At 33.3% G+C, this 15,895-nt stretch carries 14 protein-coding genes; 6 read left to right on the top strand and 8 right to left on the bottom strand.

Annotated elements, in window-relative coordinates:
* The first annotated feature begins 22 nt into the window (after positions 1-22).
* The 5 genes from ACOQOS_RS09525 to ACOQOS_RS09505 all read left to right on the top strand — a co-directional run bounded on the left by ACOQOS_RS09525 (position 23) and on the right by ACOQOS_RS09505 (position 3,705).
* Positions 23-781 (top strand): isocitrate lyase/PEP mutase family protein, encoded by a 759-nt coding sequence (locus ACOQOS_RS09525; protein WP_420574734.1) that lies wholly within the window; start codon positions 23-25, stop codon positions 779-781.
* Between the two features lies 1 nt (position 782).
* Positions 783-1,829 (top strand): bifunctional transcriptional activator/DNA repair enzyme AdaA, encoded by a 1,047-nt coding sequence (locus tag ACOQOS_RS09520; protein WP_420574733.1) that lies wholly within the window; start codon positions 783-785, stop codon positions 1,827-1,829.
* Between the two features lie 94 nt (positions 1,830-1,923).
* Positions 1,924-2,583, top strand: coding sequence for a hypothetical protein (locus tag ACOQOS_RS09515; protein ID WP_420574732.1), 660 nt, complete (start codon positions 1,924-1,926; stop codon positions 2,581-2,583).
* Positions 2,584-2,654: 71 nt separating this feature from the next.
* A complete protein-coding gene (locus ACOQOS_RS09510) occupies positions 2,655-3,227 on the top strand; it encodes a hypothetical protein (RefSeq protein ID WP_420574731.1) in 573 nt (190 codons plus the stop codon).
* A 19-nt stretch (positions 3,228-3,246) separates the two neighbouring features.
* Positions 3,247-3,705 (top strand): hypothetical protein, encoded by a 459-nt coding sequence (locus ACOQOS_RS09505; RefSeq protein WP_420574730.1) that lies wholly within the window; start codon positions 3,247-3,249, stop codon positions 3,703-3,705.
* A gap of 76 nt (positions 3,706-3,781) precedes the next feature.
* Here ACOQOS_RS09505 and ACOQOS_RS09500 read toward each other — a convergent pair whose 3' ends face one another.
* A complete protein-coding gene (locus ACOQOS_RS09500; protein WP_420574729.1) occupies positions 3,782-4,039 on the bottom strand; it encodes a hypothetical protein in 258 nt (85 codons plus the stop codon).
* A gap of 280 nt (positions 4,040-4,319) precedes the next feature.
* Positions 4,320-10,379 carry an alpha-2-macroglobulin family protein gene (locus tag ACOQOS_RS09495; RefSeq protein ID WP_420574728.1) on the bottom strand — a complete coding sequence of 2,020 codons (6,060 nt, stop codon included), beginning with the start codon at positions 10,377-10,379 and terminating at the stop codon, positions 4,320-4,322.
* Between the two features lie 246 nt (positions 10,380-10,625).
* On the opposite strand from ACOQOS_RS09495, the gene ACOQOS_RS09490 reads away from it, so the two are divergent.
* Positions 10,626-11,579, top strand: a complete 954-nt coding sequence (locus ACOQOS_RS09490) for a tetratricopeptide repeat protein (RefSeq protein WP_420574727.1) — start codon at positions 10,626-10,628, stop codon at positions 11,577-11,579.
* A gap of 51 nt (positions 11,580-11,630) precedes the next feature.
* On the opposite strand, the gene ACOQOS_RS09485 is transcribed toward ACOQOS_RS09490, so the two are convergent.
* From ACOQOS_RS09485 to ACOQOS_RS09460, 6 genes are all read right to left on the bottom strand, one after another.
* On the bottom strand, positions 11,631-11,942 hold the full coding sequence (locus ACOQOS_RS09485) for a hypothetical protein (protein WP_420574726.1): 312 nt from the start codon (positions 11,940-11,942) through the stop codon (positions 11,631-11,633).
* 29 nt (positions 11,943-11,971) lie between these two features.
* A complete protein-coding gene (locus tag ACOQOS_RS09480) occupies positions 11,972-12,733 on the bottom strand; it encodes a cyclase family protein (RefSeq protein ID WP_420574725.1) in 762 nt (253 codons plus the stop codon).
* A gap of 13 nt (positions 12,734-12,746) precedes the next feature.
* Positions 12,747-14,087: a hypothetical protein gene (locus ACOQOS_RS09475; RefSeq protein ID WP_420574724.1), complete on the bottom strand. Its 1,341-nt coding sequence runs from the start codon at positions 14,085-14,087 to the stop codon at positions 12,747-12,749.
* Positions 14,088-14,166: 79 nt separating this feature from the next.
* Complete coding sequence (locus ACOQOS_RS09470; RefSeq protein WP_420574723.1) at positions 14,167-14,667, bottom strand: hypothetical protein; 501 nt, start codon at positions 14,665-14,667, stop codon at positions 14,167-14,169.
* A gap of 5 nt (positions 14,668-14,672) precedes the next feature.
* Positions 14,673-15,038, bottom strand: coding sequence for a zinc ribbon domain-containing protein (locus tag ACOQOS_RS09465; RefSeq protein ID WP_420574722.1), 366 nt, complete (start codon positions 15,036-15,038; stop codon positions 14,673-14,675).
* A 10-nt stretch (positions 15,039-15,048) separates the two neighbouring features.
* Positions 15,049-15,891 (bottom strand): RDD family protein, encoded by an 843-nt coding sequence (locus tag ACOQOS_RS09460; protein WP_420574721.1) that lies wholly within the window; start codon positions 15,889-15,891, stop codon positions 15,049-15,051.
* Positions 15,892-15,895 lie beyond the last annotated feature (4 nt).

Here is a 15,895-nt window from a genome sequence, read left to right as displayed (position 1 = left end):
CTTTGTACAAAAGATATAGAAAATGGACTTTAAAACATTACACCATCAAGAAAAACCATTATTAATTCACAATGTTTGGGACGTAACTAGTGCCAAAATTGCAGCAACCCAAAATGCACAAGCTATTGGAACTTCAAGTTCGGCAATTGCAGCACTTTTAGGCTATAATGATGGAGAAGAAATAAGCTTTTCTGAGTTAGCATATATGGTAAAGCGAATTGTTGCCAATACAAAATTACCTTTGTCTGTAGATTTGGAAGCTGGCTACAGCCGAAATGCTTCTGAAATCATACATCATATCAAAGAATTAATCAACATTGGAGTTGTTGGAATCAATATAGAAGATAGCATTATTGTCAATGGAAAACGAAGTTTGGTAGCTGCTGAATCATTTTCAAAATTGCTTTCAGAAATCATAGATCAATTAGAAAAAGACAACTTACAGATTTTTATCAATGTACGAATAGACACATTTTTATTAGGAGTTGTAAATACACTAGAAGCGACAAAAAGACGCATTAAATTATATGAAAAAGCAGGCGTTTCAGGAATATTTATACCTTGTATAGAACAAGAATCAGCCATAAAACAAATGGTGGAATCCACGAAATTACCGATCAATGTAATGAGTATGCCAAAACTTCCTAATTTTGAAACCTTGCAAAACTTAGGTGTAAAACGAATCAGTATGGGGAATTTTTTGTTTGATGCTATGTACGCGCAATTAGAAAAAATAACGGCACAAATTATCAGCGATCAATCGTTCAAATCTATCTTTTAACATGTTGATTACAGAAACCGCAAAAATACACGAGTATTATCAAGCCTTACTAGAACGAAAAGAAAGTTATGTTGGAATCTTTTATGTAGGTGTAAAAACAACTTCTATTTTTTGTATTGCAACCTGTAGAGCGCGAAAGCCAAAATTTAAAAATGTAGAATTTTATACAACTGTTAAAGAAGCTTTACAGAATGGTTATCGTCCTTGCAAAATATGCAAACCTACTGAAAATGCTAATGAAGCGCCTGCACAAGTACAAACTGCAATAGCATTGGTGAAAGAAAATCCGAAAGAAAAAATTACAGATGCGCAACTACGTGAGCGTAGTATTAGTCCAGAAATCGTTCGTAGATGGTTTAATAAAAATTACGGAATGACGTTTCAGGCATATCAACGTATGTATCGAATCAACAATGCCTTTAACGAATTAAAAAAAGGAAAAAACACAACACATACTGCTTTTGATACAGGGTATGAATCGCTTAGCGGATTTGGATATACGTATAAAAAACTCATTGGAAAATCGCCACAGCAAAGTGTTGGTAATACCGTAATTCTTATCAACAGATTCACGACACCTTTAGGTCCTATGTTTGTTTGTGCTACTGAGAAAGGAATTTGTCTGCTAGAATTTACAGATAGGCGCATGTTAGAGACCGAATTTAAAGATTTACAACGTTTGTTGAAAGCGAATATTATTATTGGCGAGAATGCGCATATATCGAAAGCTAAAAAAGAAGTAGCAGCATATTTTGAAGGAACACGTACACAATTTGAGGTGCCATTACATACGCCTGGAACCGAATTTCAGAATACTGTTTGGAATGCACTAAAAACGATTCCATATGGAACTACAACTTCCTACAAACAACAAGCTGTAAATATTAAAAACCCAAAAGCCGTGCGAGCTGTCGCAAGAGCAAATGGTTGCAACCGAATTGCAATTATCATTCCTTGCCATAGAGTGATAGGAAAAAATGGCGCGCTGACAGGGTATAGTGGCGGTATAGAACGTAAGCGTTGGTTGTTGGAACACGAACATCAGTAAATTGAACACGAACTTAGATAATTAAGACAGAAAATATAGTAACTTTTGGTACTTAGATTATATTTAGCTGATAAACTAATGAATACAAAGGTCAATGAAATACATATACTTATTTTTTATCGGTTGTTTAATCAGTTGTGATACTAAAATAAAACCATTAGATTCTTGTAATGTAGATTTTGGCATAAAAACAGAGAAGTTATATATAGGAGATGAGTTTTTAGAAGAAGTTTCTGAATATCATGAGCTTAAGGAATTTGATAGAAAAGGTAATATTCTAAAAGTATTCAAAACAGAAGAAAAAAAGACAGTAAACTACATATACAAAGCAAATAAATTGCAATATATGATAACATCTGTTCCAAATTCCCATAATAAAGTACAACTTGAAGAAGAGATAGAATATACTATAGATACAGTATTTATTACTAAGAGAGATGATAGAGGTCGCGTATTAGAAGCCATACATACTCGGGATAAAAAGATAAAGTACGAATTTGTAGCTTGTGAAAAAGAATCATATGAGATGTTTATTTCAGGAAAGAAAACAGTATTCTCAGAAGTATTTAAAAAAGAAGGAGTACCTATTTTAGGTAATACAGTTATCTATGGTAATGATGATGAGGAAGAAATATCATATTCTATAAATTTCAAAAATTATCAATATGATGATAATGGTCATTGGATTAAAAGAACGCTTGTATTAGATAATAAAGAAAGTTATACAGAGTTCAGAATATTAACCTATTATTAAAATAATAGTTTGATTAAAATATGTATCGTCCGTAGATTTTCTTATTTTCAAGAACTTTTATTTGTTGTGTAATGAAAAAAATAATTGTTCTCATTTTTGGAATGATACTATTTATCTGCTGTCAGAAGAAAATAACGGAAGAACAGAAAATTCCAAAGTCAAAAGTTCAAGAAAAAGTGATAAGTGTAGATTCTACAATCACGGATAATGTTCAGGTAATTGCTCCAAAAGGAAATCAGATATTCGAAGAAAGTGAAAAACTTCGTTTTTTAAGAATAGTAAATGGTTATATTTTGAAGTCGATAAATGTAGAAGAATGTGAAGATTCAGATGAAAACCTCGGAACTCCATATCCTGATAAGATTGTAAATGAAATAGTGTTTGAGAAAAATTCTTTTACGGTTAAATTTTCTGCGGTAGAAAATTGTTGTTCGGAATTTTTATGCGAAGCAGAAATCATAAATAAATCAACATTAAACATAATTTATCAGGCCTTTGGAAGACATTGTAGCTGCAATTGTAAGTTTAATTTAGAATATACCTTTTTAATTGATTCTTCCCTAGAAGATATAGGACAGAAGCGAACAAAAATCACACATATACAGTTCAATAACGATCCAACTTCAAAAGTTAAATTTAAATAAAAGCCTAGTTGGTTGAATTATGAAAAACAAAACAACATATCATCTAGATTACTTTAAAGGAGTCTTTGAAACCTATGCGCTTCAAAATGATCCTGGTGTCAATGTAAGTTATCATTTTGATATTGATGATTTTTCGATTGAAGGAACACAAGTAGAAGCTCTCAAAAAGAAGTTTGACTACTTTCAAGCTTACGAATTTGAATTTTCTGAAATTACCAGAACTGCTTTTGAAGAAGTATTGAATCGTTGGTTATATGCTGAATTTCAACCAAATTATATAAAAAATACCTCAACAATGACTGTCATTCAACAAATTGTTGATGATTTAGTCGCTTCTTGTCACATAGACAGTTTTTATAAGATGGCAAGTTTAACACGCGATGGAAAGAATGCAGAAAATGAATTTGGATACGCTACAGATTTTATCGTGTTAACCTCAGCAACGAAAAGATACTTTTGCGAATTTACAGTAGGTTAAGTTTAACTATTATATAAAAAAACTATTCCTAGATGAATAGAAATAGTTTCTTATGTATAAAGCTAATAGGAATTATTTATTGTACATCCCATTGAAGTTTTGCTTGCCCTTGTGAAATTCTATATGATATTTCTAAGGAATTATAATCTATTGTAACTGGTGTTTGTCCTGGTTTTAAGGGAATTGAAGGTTGTTGTCCGTTCACTCCATAAAAAATTTCCGTATCACCATATTCTGGATCAAAAGTAATTAAAATGTGAGCTGGATAGCTGCTTGGTTTTACTTGTGCTTCACCTTTGGTTCCTTGATTTAAAATTAAAGTTGAACTTGTCATAATGATTTGTTTTTAAATGATTAATAAATAATAGTAAGTTTGATAGTGTAAAATTGCAACTTTATGAAGTGTTGAATAAGAGTACTATTAACCAATCTAGAATATAGGTGTATAAACAGAAAAAGTAGGTGATTTCTCTCGTTAGTTGTGCGTAAGTAGTATTTGCGAAAACGAAACTTTTAGAAAGTTGGGTTGTTTTTTTTACCATGAAAAGAAAAACGCTTGCATTACCTACTATTCAGGTAATACAAGCGTCATTTATTGTTTAGAAGATATTTAATCAATCCACATGTACACGAACACCTTTACTGTGACTGCTAAATTCTGGCGCGTACATACTCTGAATGGTTGTAATTCCGTTAGAGAAATCCCCAACATTATTAACGCGTAAATCGTATTCAAAAACAAAAATACCTTTTGGTAAATAGTCAAAGAAGAAATTAGTGCTTGCATCTTTTGTACTTTCATAATAACCCAAACCATCTTGCCATTTGTAGCTCGATAATACATTTATTGGCTCTAAACCAGCAGCGCGCATATCTTTCATATGTACAAACTCCATAGGTCTGTCATTTCGAAGTTCAATACGAACACGAACTAAATCGCCTAATTCAAGTTTGCTATTTTCATCGATTTCAGTAATCACTTCACCAGTATCGTCATACGTACGTTTGAATAGTTTTTTGGTTAATTTCAAAGAAGTTTCAGCAGTAGTAATCTTGTCTAAATCTTCAAAATATTGCCAGTACAATCCGCCCCAAGCAATTCCTTTTCCTTTTTTAGTCAAGGTCACTTTTGCCATTTCAGGTTTTATGTCGTTTCCATTCCAAGAAGTTTTAAAATAACCTGTGCCAGCTTCTACTTTTACAGCTTCAAGGTCTTTTGGAGATATCTTTTGATTGCCTATAGTCACATCAACCATATCAGTTACTGAAAGCCAATCACTTCCTTGTAATAATAAAGCATACACAGCATCAGTGGTGGCTTTGGTAGTAGACCAACGATTGGTTTGTTTGTGCTTTAGGAGCCAAATCTTTAAATTATCTACAGTAGTGATATCCTTAGAAATTTCAGAAAAAGCTTCAATCAATAAGGCTTGCGTTTCAATAGGCGCTTGGTACCAATACCAAGAAGACGTATTAGCTTTCCAATACATGCCCAATTCTTCACTGGTAATACTATTTTCTTTTAACGAACGTAAAATAGCAGTGGCAGTTTTTTTATGTTCCATTCGATGCGAAACTAATGCCATCAAACCTTTAGAATATAAACTGCGACTTAGCCAATATTTATCAATCTGACCTAAATAATAATCTGAGATTTTAGTAACTTCTTCTGATTTTTTAATCTCAGAAAAGAAGCTTCGCATATACAAATAATGCAATTGTGTGTAGGACAAATGATCTTTCGATAAATCTATATTTTTATTGTATTTCTTTAGATTTTTGTATTCAGTCACAAACTCTTGATCAAGATACGCGATTGCTTGTCGTACCATTTGTCTTGTTTTATTGGAGTCGTATACGTTCACGCCGAGTTGTTGTAAATGCCCAAATCCTGTAATAATGTGTTGTGTGACGAATCTGTTTTGACGTCCACCAGAAAACCAAGGAAATCCGCCAGAAGGCAATTGCATCTGAGTTAACTTTTCAATAGATTTTGATTGCTCATTTTTCATACGATTCAAATCGAATAATAAAGCAATGCGTTTCTTTTGTTCTGTTTCCGATTGTGCATCACGAACCCAAGGAGTTTCTTGAATGATTAATGATTTTAATTCTTGATTCTTCTCTAAATTACTCAATAAAGCATCAGAAGATTTCCATTGATTGAATACTTCTTGAATTCTCGGATTGCTATTCGCGATGTGACTCGCCAAAGTGTTCGCATAATAACGAGAAAATGTTTGCTCAGCACATTCATACGGATATTCCATTAAGTATGGTAATGCTTGTACGGCATACCAAGCAGGATTGGAAGTAACTTCCAAACTCAGTTTGTGATGTTGTAACGTTGATGATGTTGTGGTCGCTAATTTATTTAAAGTAAATGTTTTTGTTTCGTCCGAACGAATCCACATTGGTAAAGTCTCCGTTACCAACATTCTATTCGATAATACGGGCAAAGCACTTTGTTCTCCATCACTATATTCACCAGCTTTGGCAATGATTGTATACTGAACTGCCTGAATTCCTTGTGGAATTTCGAGTGTCCATGAAACTTGTGTATTTCCTTCAGCATTTACTGAAAAAAGTTCTTTTGGTCCACTAGTACTATCGAACAATACAGTATCTAAATTTTTTCCTGTAATCGGATCTACTAATTGTAACGTAGCTTCTCCGTTTAAATTCTTTTCAGAAAGATTTGAGATTTTACTACTAATGACAATTTTATCGCCTTCACGTAAAAAGCGAGGCGCATTTGGCAGTACCATTAATTCTTTTTGTGTAACGGTTGTTAAAGATTTTGTTGCCGAATTAAGGTCTTTTGTGTGTGCTAACAATTGTACTTTCCATTTGGTCAATGCCTCTGGAGTCGTAAAAGTGAAAGAAACATCTCCGTTGGCATCTGTGCGCAATTGGGGAAAGAAAAATGCAGTTTCTTGTAAATTCTTTCGCGGTACAACCGTAGTCGTAGTTTCCTCTTTTTTGCTTTCAGCGTCACTGATATAGCCATTGTTAGATGTGTCGCGGCCAATACCATCACTATCGTCATTTTGTTCATTAGCACTGAATAGATAAGCAGCTTCAGCTTCGGCGACTTCATTTGTTGCCATAGAGCGTTGTGTAGCGGCTGCTTCTAGTGCCACACCTCTTTTGTAACGAATTTGACGTGAATTATTAAAATAAAAATTAAACCAGTTTAAACGATCAAATGATTGTGTATCGTAATAATTTCGATCATTTTTCCAATAATCTGTAAAGTAGGTAAGTTCAAAACTTCCTTGCGAACTCACATTTACATAACTGTAATATTTAGGTTTACTAAATGGAACAAAGCTCCAATTATGATCTCTAAATTCATCTAGAGAAGCATCATACATGCTAGAAAGTAATTCTGCTGTTACTTTTTCTCCTTTTGGTCCTTTGATACGGAAACTCCATGTTTCTTCTTGCGCAGGCTTTAATTTGTCTCTAAATGTAGTAGTTTCTATCGTTAAGTCTGTTGGCGGATAGTTTACAACAACCGGAATTTGTTTTTTTATAAAACTATTAAAAATACTGGTTGCATAATGAATTCTAAAGCCACCTTCATCTTCTTTGTTAACAGGAATTCGAATTGTTTTTTTGCCATCTTCCATGGAAATCATATAAGATTCTGCAATGCGTTTTCCTTTTTCAATATCAATGGAAATGTGCATGTTTTTCATAGCCGTATTGATGGTTAACACAACTTCTTCACCAGGCAAATACTCATCTTTATCTATAGAAACTTCTAAGATTTTATTGTCAGCAGTTGTTTTATCCTTCGGATTCCATACATCTATATATACTAGGTCTTTGACTTCAAAACCATTTTTATCTGTTGTATTGGTTTCGATGACATATTTTCCAGATTCCCATCGTTTTGTTTTACCCAAAGCAACTTTTGTAGCAACTTCAGTATTGAAAGATGCTGTAAGTACATTTTTTCCTTTTTTCCAGAATTTAAAATCTTCCTCTTCTTTAGAAAAAGCTTCATGTGGAAAAAGTGTTTTAAATTCAGTTTCAGGAATGCTTGGAAAATCTGGAACAGAAAAACTACGTTTACGCAACACACGATTTGGCGCTTGTAATTTATGAATTGTAACAGTTCCTTGCGTGCCTACTTTTTCTCCATTTAGGTTTTTAGTGATGATTTCTAGTTGATGATCTTTTGCGGTAGCATCAAGTTTGCTTTCTACTAAAATATTGGCTTGTAAGCTGTGATATCCAACATGTACAATAGTTGAGGTACTTCGTGTCTCTCCATTAATGTCTGTAATATCAGCTGTAATCTCATAATCAAAAACAGGCAACAAGCTTTTGTCAATGCTAGCATCAGGAATTGCTTTAAAAGAAATTTCAAAATTTCCACTAGCATCTGTAGTGGTTTCTCCACTAGTAATTTGCTGAGAAGAAGTACTGATGTATGGACTTCTCCAATATGCCCATCGTGGATAGCGTGGTGTACGTTTTACGGAATATACAACTTTAGCCTCCGAAATAGTACTTCCGGCGAAAGCCTTCGCATTTCCTTTCGCAATAACCATATCATTTACAGCAAAAGTTTCCGTGATAGGTAGAAATTCCGCGGCAAATTTTGGACGTTTGTATTCTTCCACAGAAAAATTAGCGCTTCCCAAATGTTTTCTGTTAGAACGAACAAAAAGTGTATGGTTTCCTGTCAATCCATTATTTGGGATTACAAATTCACCTTTGATAGAACCGTATTCGTTTGTAACAAATGTTGCTGTTTTAATTTCTTGATAATTAGCGTCACGTAAAACAATTTCTACAGTTTCATTACTGAGAATGGTAGATTCAGAACCTTCTCTATGCAGAACAATCCCTTTAAAATGTACAATTTGTCCAGGTCTATAAATGGATCTGTCGGTAAATAAAAAGGCAGTGTTAGTACTGATCTCTTTTCCGAAGTTACGATTAGAGAAGTTGAATTGCTCAAAATAGGCATCATCATTTTCTCTTGATACCTTGACTTTAATCTCTCGTAATCCTTGTCTATAATCACTTTTTAGAACAACACTTCCAGTATCATCTGTAGTTAGTGTTTTGCTTTCAGAAGTTCCTCGGTAACCTATGCTGTATGTAAGATCAATTTTTTGATTAGTGATGGGTTTTCCATCATTTCTATCGGTCAACTGAAAAATATAGCTTGAAGGTGTTACTTTATGAATAAGCGCGCTATTGGTAACTTGTAAAACATCTACAGCAATAAAATCTGTATGTAGTTTTTCTTCTGGAGAAGCGGTAATAATATAGTATCCGTTTGTTAATGGCGGAATAATTACTTCTGTAGTATGTGGTTGATAATCATATTCATTCGGAAGTGTCGCATTCCATGCTTTGTCTACAGCAAGCTTTTGTAGAAATGCGTAGTGTGTATTTCCGTCGTGCAATTTCCAGAATTCCTCTAGTTGTTTGCGAGATATTTTGCGAACCTGAAAATAGAGTTTTTCTAGATTTTCATATTCAACAGACATTTTAGAATGTTTCCCAATAGGAATCAGTTGTTCTGTAGTAATAGCAATTTCTTTATTTAAAATTGATTCTTTGATGATTGCACATTTTTTTCCAGCAATGCTGTTGGGAAATTTTGAAAGTACGTCATCACAACGTTCTATCGCTTTTTTATTTTCCCATCTGTATTTTTCTTTCCGAGTGTTTTCATATCTAGAACCTGAACGTTGATACAATACAGCAGACTCTGCATCATACATTCCTGAATATGGATGCGAAGCGTATGTTGTTTTTTCATTCTGAAACGCTTCGATCAGTTTGTTGCTTTTATTTTCAAATGTAGCGTTCTGTTCTACAAAATATAAACGCTCAATATTCACCTTAATCAAAGCTTCTGGTGTTTTATCCTTTAGATGAAAACGAATTAAATCTTGATAGGTTTTTAAAGCTCTAAATTCTAGCGAAAGTGAATCTTTTGTGGTTAAATTTAATGTAGTAAAAAGTTGCGCATCGCATAAATATTCTTCATCATCTATTTCGAACTTGTAGGCTGGTTTTGTGATGGAGTTTTCACTCGTTTTATAGAATTTTAAAGCTGAATGTGCTAAAAAATCATACACTGTAGGACGATATGTTTTAGAACCTTCTTGTGTAGAAAGAATGGCGTCAAACTTTGCTAAATCTAGTTTTTGTAATTGTGCAGCGTTTTCGAGAGAAGCATCAAATTGTATGAAAATCTCGTTGAATATTGTGTTTAAATCCCAAGTTCTAAAATCGTTCGCATCTACTTTTTCGGCAGTTTTTGATCGATTGTAAATTTGATAACGATTACTTTTAAAGTGTTGCCAGTACAGACTACCAAGAATACTTTGTAAGATGTTTTTAGAAGGAAATGATTGTGTTTTAATTTCAGCTTTTAAATCATTGATAATTGTCAGCTTCGCATCTTCTTCAAGTGTCATTTGGTATTTTGCTCGGTGTAAAAATGCTTTGATAATTTGCGGATTGTTCTGATCGGTTTTAGCAAGTTTATAAATCTCCGAGACTTTTTCAAATGCAGACTTGGTCAATCCTTTTTGTTCAAGATTTTCCAATTGTTTCCATAAATCTCTGTAGTTGTCTTGGGCATTTGAAAACTGACTAAATAGTACAATCATAAATATTGTGAGAATATTTTTCATTATTTTAATAATTAGGTCGCAATGTAAAATATGTATTGACGTTTGTATATAAAACTAACAAACCTACTTTTACGTATGTAAAGTAAGAATTTTATAAACAAAACGGTTTACTTGTGCGTTATTATTTATGAAATAACAAAGAGTATTCCAAAGAAAAATCATCTCAGGTAAAAAAAACGAATTTAAGCAGATGAAATAGTATCTTTGGAACAATAACTGTATATAGCTATTGAAATTAGAAAACGAATGAAGTATTATTTTTTAGTCCTTTTGTGTGTTCCTATGTTGTTGTTTGGTCAGGCAACAAAAGAACATATCGAGCAATTATTTGAAAGCAAACAATATAGTAAGGCAGCTTCTATTCTTAAAACTGCTTTAGATGCATCGCCAAACGATCGTCAATTGATAGAGTTTTTGGGTGATGCTTATGGATATCAAGAAAAGTGGGATGAAGCCATTGAAAATTATGAACGCTTGGTAGAAATGGACGATACGAATGCGAATTATCATTATAAATATGGTGGCGCAATGGGCATGAAAGCTTTAAAAGTAAGTAAGTTTAGAGCCTTAGGACTTATTGGAGATATTAAAAGATCATTCAGACGCGCAGCCGAACTCGATCCTAAGCACATTGATGTTCGTTGGGCATTGGTAGAATTGTATATGCAGTTGCCTGGAATTATTGGTGGAAGTTTTAAAAAGTCTATGAAGTATGCCAATGAATTGGAAAACCTTTCTAAAGTAGATGGCTATTTGGCAAAAGGATATATTTATGAATATGATGATGAACCTGAATTGGCCGAAGAATATTATAAAAAAGCTATTGAAGTTGGCGGATCGTTAACTTGCTATGATAAACTCACAAAGCTATATGAGAAGCAAGATCAGCCATTAAAAGCCATTGAGAATTTAGAGAAAACCCATGAGAAACATCAGCGCAATGCTATGCATTATCAAATTGGAAAAGTAGCTGCCGATTATAATATTGAGCTAGAAAAAGGCGAAAAATGCTTGTATTTATACATTACCAATTACACAGCTAAAGACGGAGTTCCAATATCATGGGCATATTACCGTTTGGCACAAATTTTTAAACATAAAGGTAATAAACAAAAAGCCTTGGAATGGATTAACAAAGCTTTGGGAGAAAAAGAATTAAAGCCTTTTAAGAAGTTTAAAGAAGTAATTATGGGTATGTGATCCTTTTGTCACTATCAATAGGAATATTTGACTGTATTGAACGTGAAAAAATTATGAAGTATAGTTTTTTAGGCAATATTGTTCAATTTCAGCATAGCTAATTGATCTCCATTGAACAATTTGGTTATTGATTTTTATTCTAAGTTCTTGTTGTTCTTTTGATTCATCTTCTGTACTGTAAGATTTCATGGTGGCAAGCCTAGCTTTTAATAATTTAAGCATCGCCGTTTTTACATTTTCAGCTTTTGCTGTTAATTTTTCTTCACTACAGTTATCTTGAAGACATCGAAGAAATTCAAATACTTTGTATTCAAAAATTCCAACTTTTCTTGTCGGAGAGTTTCTTGGTGGATGTATTGGCATATTTTTTAAATATAAATTTCACAAAACAACTATTCTAACATTGCTACAACTCTAGCTGGAGCTGCAGAAGCACCAACAATTTTTAATGGAAATACAGCAACTTTAAATCCTGAGTATGGAAGCGCATCTAAGTTAATGAGTTGTTCCATATGACAGTATTCTTTGCGTTGACCAACTAAATGTGCTTCCCAAAATAATTCTGAGTTTCCAGTTTCTTTTGCTTTTTTTAGCATGTATGGCAATGGTAAATCCCAGCCCCAAGCATCAATACCCATGACTTTGATGCCTTGATCAATGAGCCATTCGGTAGCTTCGGCACTCATGCCAGTTCCAATTTTGTGAAAGTCTTTTGTACCGTTGAATTTGTCTCTTCCTGTTTTGATCAAAACAATCATATTAGGCTCAATTTTTAAGTCGTTTTCAGAAAGAAACGTTGTAATGTCTGCTACAGTAATCGCATCAAAATCGGCTTTATGATTCATATCAATCACAATTCCTTCACCATAACACCAATCGAGTGGAACCTCATCAATGGTTTTGGCTTTTTCTCCATTTACAGTAGGCGAGTAGTGCCAAGGTGCATCAATATGTGTTGTGGAATGTACGCCCATTTTTTGAATCGTATCATCTGCCCAACCAGAAAATCCTTTAGGGAATAATTTAAAAGGCAGTCCTAATACTCGAATCAACCATTTGGCTTTGCGATGCGGTTTATGTTTGATTTTCACTTTCATAAACCAAGGGTCGTTTTTATTGTATTGAATCGGTTTGGATAAGTCAATGATTTTCATGGTAGTTTGTTGGTTAGTCAATTTTTATTTTAATTCCAGCAAGTAAATAATCAGGATTGTCAGTTCCGAAAGTTAAAAATAAATACAAATAATTTTCGTGAAATATTGGAGAAATAAAACCGCCTAAGTGATCGGAAGTCCATTCGTATTCTGGATATTTATTATAAATCGTCATCGGATTTACAAGTAACGGACTGCGTTGATCGTGAAGCCACTGTTCATTTTCTAAGCTTAGTAAACCATATTCGCGATTGAAAGATGTCAAATATTCCGAAGGTGATTCTTCGCTGCCTAGCAGTATGTATAATTCATCATTAAAGCTTATATAGCTTGCATCGTCTGCTTTGCCGCGTACATATCCTGTTTCGGTTTTTGCTTTTTGTATGATGGTACTAGAAATGATTCCTTTATTATGGTTAAAAGCTTTTAGAATATTTTTTGTGGTGATTTCGTGAATCTCTGACTCCATAAATTTGTTACTTCTACGATGAAATAATACTCTAAATACGCCTTTGTGTTTGGTGATGGCTAAAGGAAAACTGTTTTGCGCTTCACCATGCCATTCTGGAATATTGATTTCTTGTGGCGCTTGTATGATGTTCAATTCTTTGTTGATAATCATATAAGCAGACGTATAGTTTCCGTTAGGTTGTTCTACACCGAGTAGTACTAAAAATGTTCCGTCTTTTAGTTGCAATGGATTTCCACAGCTAAATACATTGCCTGTTTTCTTGGCAAATGGAATGTCTGCTGCGCTTAATATTTTTTCATCGTGAAACGTCCAATTTTCTAAATCGGAACTTGTGGCGTAATAAATGGTTCTTTTTTTATGCGCTCCAAAAATGACAGGTGTTAGCAACACATAATCATTCTTTGCTCTTTTAATAATTCCGCCAGCTTGAATGTAATTGATTTGCTCGTCTTTGATGTATGTTGGATATTCTTTGAATAATGGTCTATTCTGAATAATTTCATAATTGATAAATGGATTGAAAAACTCTAAGGTTTCGCCTTCATCCATATTGAAAAAACCTGAGTGAGTTTCGCCAAGTGTGATCCAGCCAGTTTTTGCATCAACGTTTAAAATTTCTACAATGGTAGATGCTTCTTCACTTTGGGTGATGAACCACGATTGATCGCCTATTGCTCGAACTAATAAATTTTCAAGTTGTGTGTAATTGGTTTTTATGCGATTGTTGGCTTCATCAATTTCAGTCACATAAATAGGATTTGCACGAGCAATATTACTTTCCGTATCAGAGATCAAACAGTTAGCAAAAATAGTATTTAGACTTTTTTGCGCACAAAGTGACATGCTCATCAGTATACTTAAAAAGAAGAAAAACCTTTTCATGATTTTATAGATAATGTCTGTTGAGAAAGATAACAAAATTTTGGTTGATACTTCTTAAATTATTACTTGGTAAAGAACGTTAAAATAAGCTGTCTGCTTCCATACGAGCGAGTTTTACCAATTCTTTATATGCGTATATATAATCGTCCAATTTTCTTTGTTGAGTATTATAATCAGGAGACCAAATACTATAGGTGTTGAGAATGGTATTTTTACCTTTTTCATAAAAAGAAATACTTGTCGATGATCCGTCGAGCCCTATAGTTTCTGCTTCTTTTTCAATATTTGCTCGATCTATCTTTAAAATAGTTGCTACAATTTTATTAAATTTATCAGTGTCTATATGGTATGAGGTAAATTTATAATCGTCAGAATTGGCAGCGCCTAGCGGTACATATTTATAATTTACATGAATATTATCTTGTTGATATTTCTCAATATGAACTACCAAAGACTGCTGACTCATGGTATGTCCATATGAAAGAGTAATTCTCTTTATGTTTACGGTTTCAGGTTTATTTTGAGTCTGACAAGAAAAAAAGAGTGTGATTACAAATACTAATATGTTAAGTTTTTTCATTACAATCAATGCAGGAACCAATCAACATTAGAATATATAATGTATAAAGCATGTAACGCAGCTAGTATAATTGCGATTGTTTTCTTATTTTTTTCTTTGATCGCTAGAGCTAATAAAATAACAGAAATACCAGAAATAAGGTTTAAGCCGATAAATAGCAGTTTCGTAGGTGATTCATACCAATTAGGAATAATTTTTTGTAAAGCAAACCTTATTAACTCGCTAAAAAATAAGAAACTCAAGAAAATCATGATAAATGTATCGGAAGTTTTACTTGAATTTGATTCTTTAGTTGGAAATAAACTCGTTCCGCAGTTCATGCAAAATTGCTGAATACCTGTTATTTCTGTTCTACAATTTGGACAATTCATATCTGTATTTTTATTTTTTATAATCTCTAATTTCTATTACTTGTGTGTTTGCTGCCTTATCAGCTAATCGTCTTCCATCATCGGAAGCTAAAACCATGATAGGTTCAATAAGCCATCCTACAAAAGGAATAAAACCAACCAATGTTGATACTAAACCTCTAATTGCTGATTGTCCATATTTACATGGTGAATTATCTGGTAAGTAGACAACCATAAGTCCAACAGCCTTCTTTCCCCAACTTTGGCCATTACCAATACCATCTTTGATAAAACTATATACCAAAGGAATTAAATATAGTAAAATTGCCATGAGGAAATAAACGATAGCAGATTCTTCACTACCACGATAACTATCTAACTCAGCTATTCCAGCGATGTAAAAGATAATTGCAGGAATTGCCAATCCAATCATGATCAAACTATCTAAAAGCGAAGCTACAAAACGATTTCCAAGCGATGCCTTTATATATCCATTGCTATTGTGTCGATTGCTATGATTGTTGTTATTAGTGTACTGCGGTGGCGGTAAATGTTGTTGCTGTTGTTGATTGTATCCTGAGGTAGAAGCGGTTGAAACTGGAGTTGAAACGGAAGTAATAGAACCACCATCTTTAGGGCAAAACGTTACTTCGTTTCCATAGGTTGTTCCACAAACCACGCATTTTCGAACGGTTGTATTTGGTAACTTTAGTTGTGTTCCATGAACATCACAAAACTTAGCACCTACAGGAAATGTTTTATGACATGTTGGGCATGTTGGTTTTTCAACGGATTCGTTTGTTAAGTTATATCCACAATTTTTACAAAATTTAGCTCCTTCCGTATATACATTACTGCATTTTGGACAATTCATAGGT

The organism is Kordia sp. (assembly GCF_965224175.1).
In the GTDB taxonomy this organism is placed as follows: domain Bacteria; phylum Bacteroidota; class Bacteroidia; order Flavobacteriales; family Flavobacteriaceae; genus Kordia.
The sequence above is the reverse complement of the archived record's forward strand: the minus strand, read 5'-3'. Positions and strand labels throughout refer to the sequence as shown.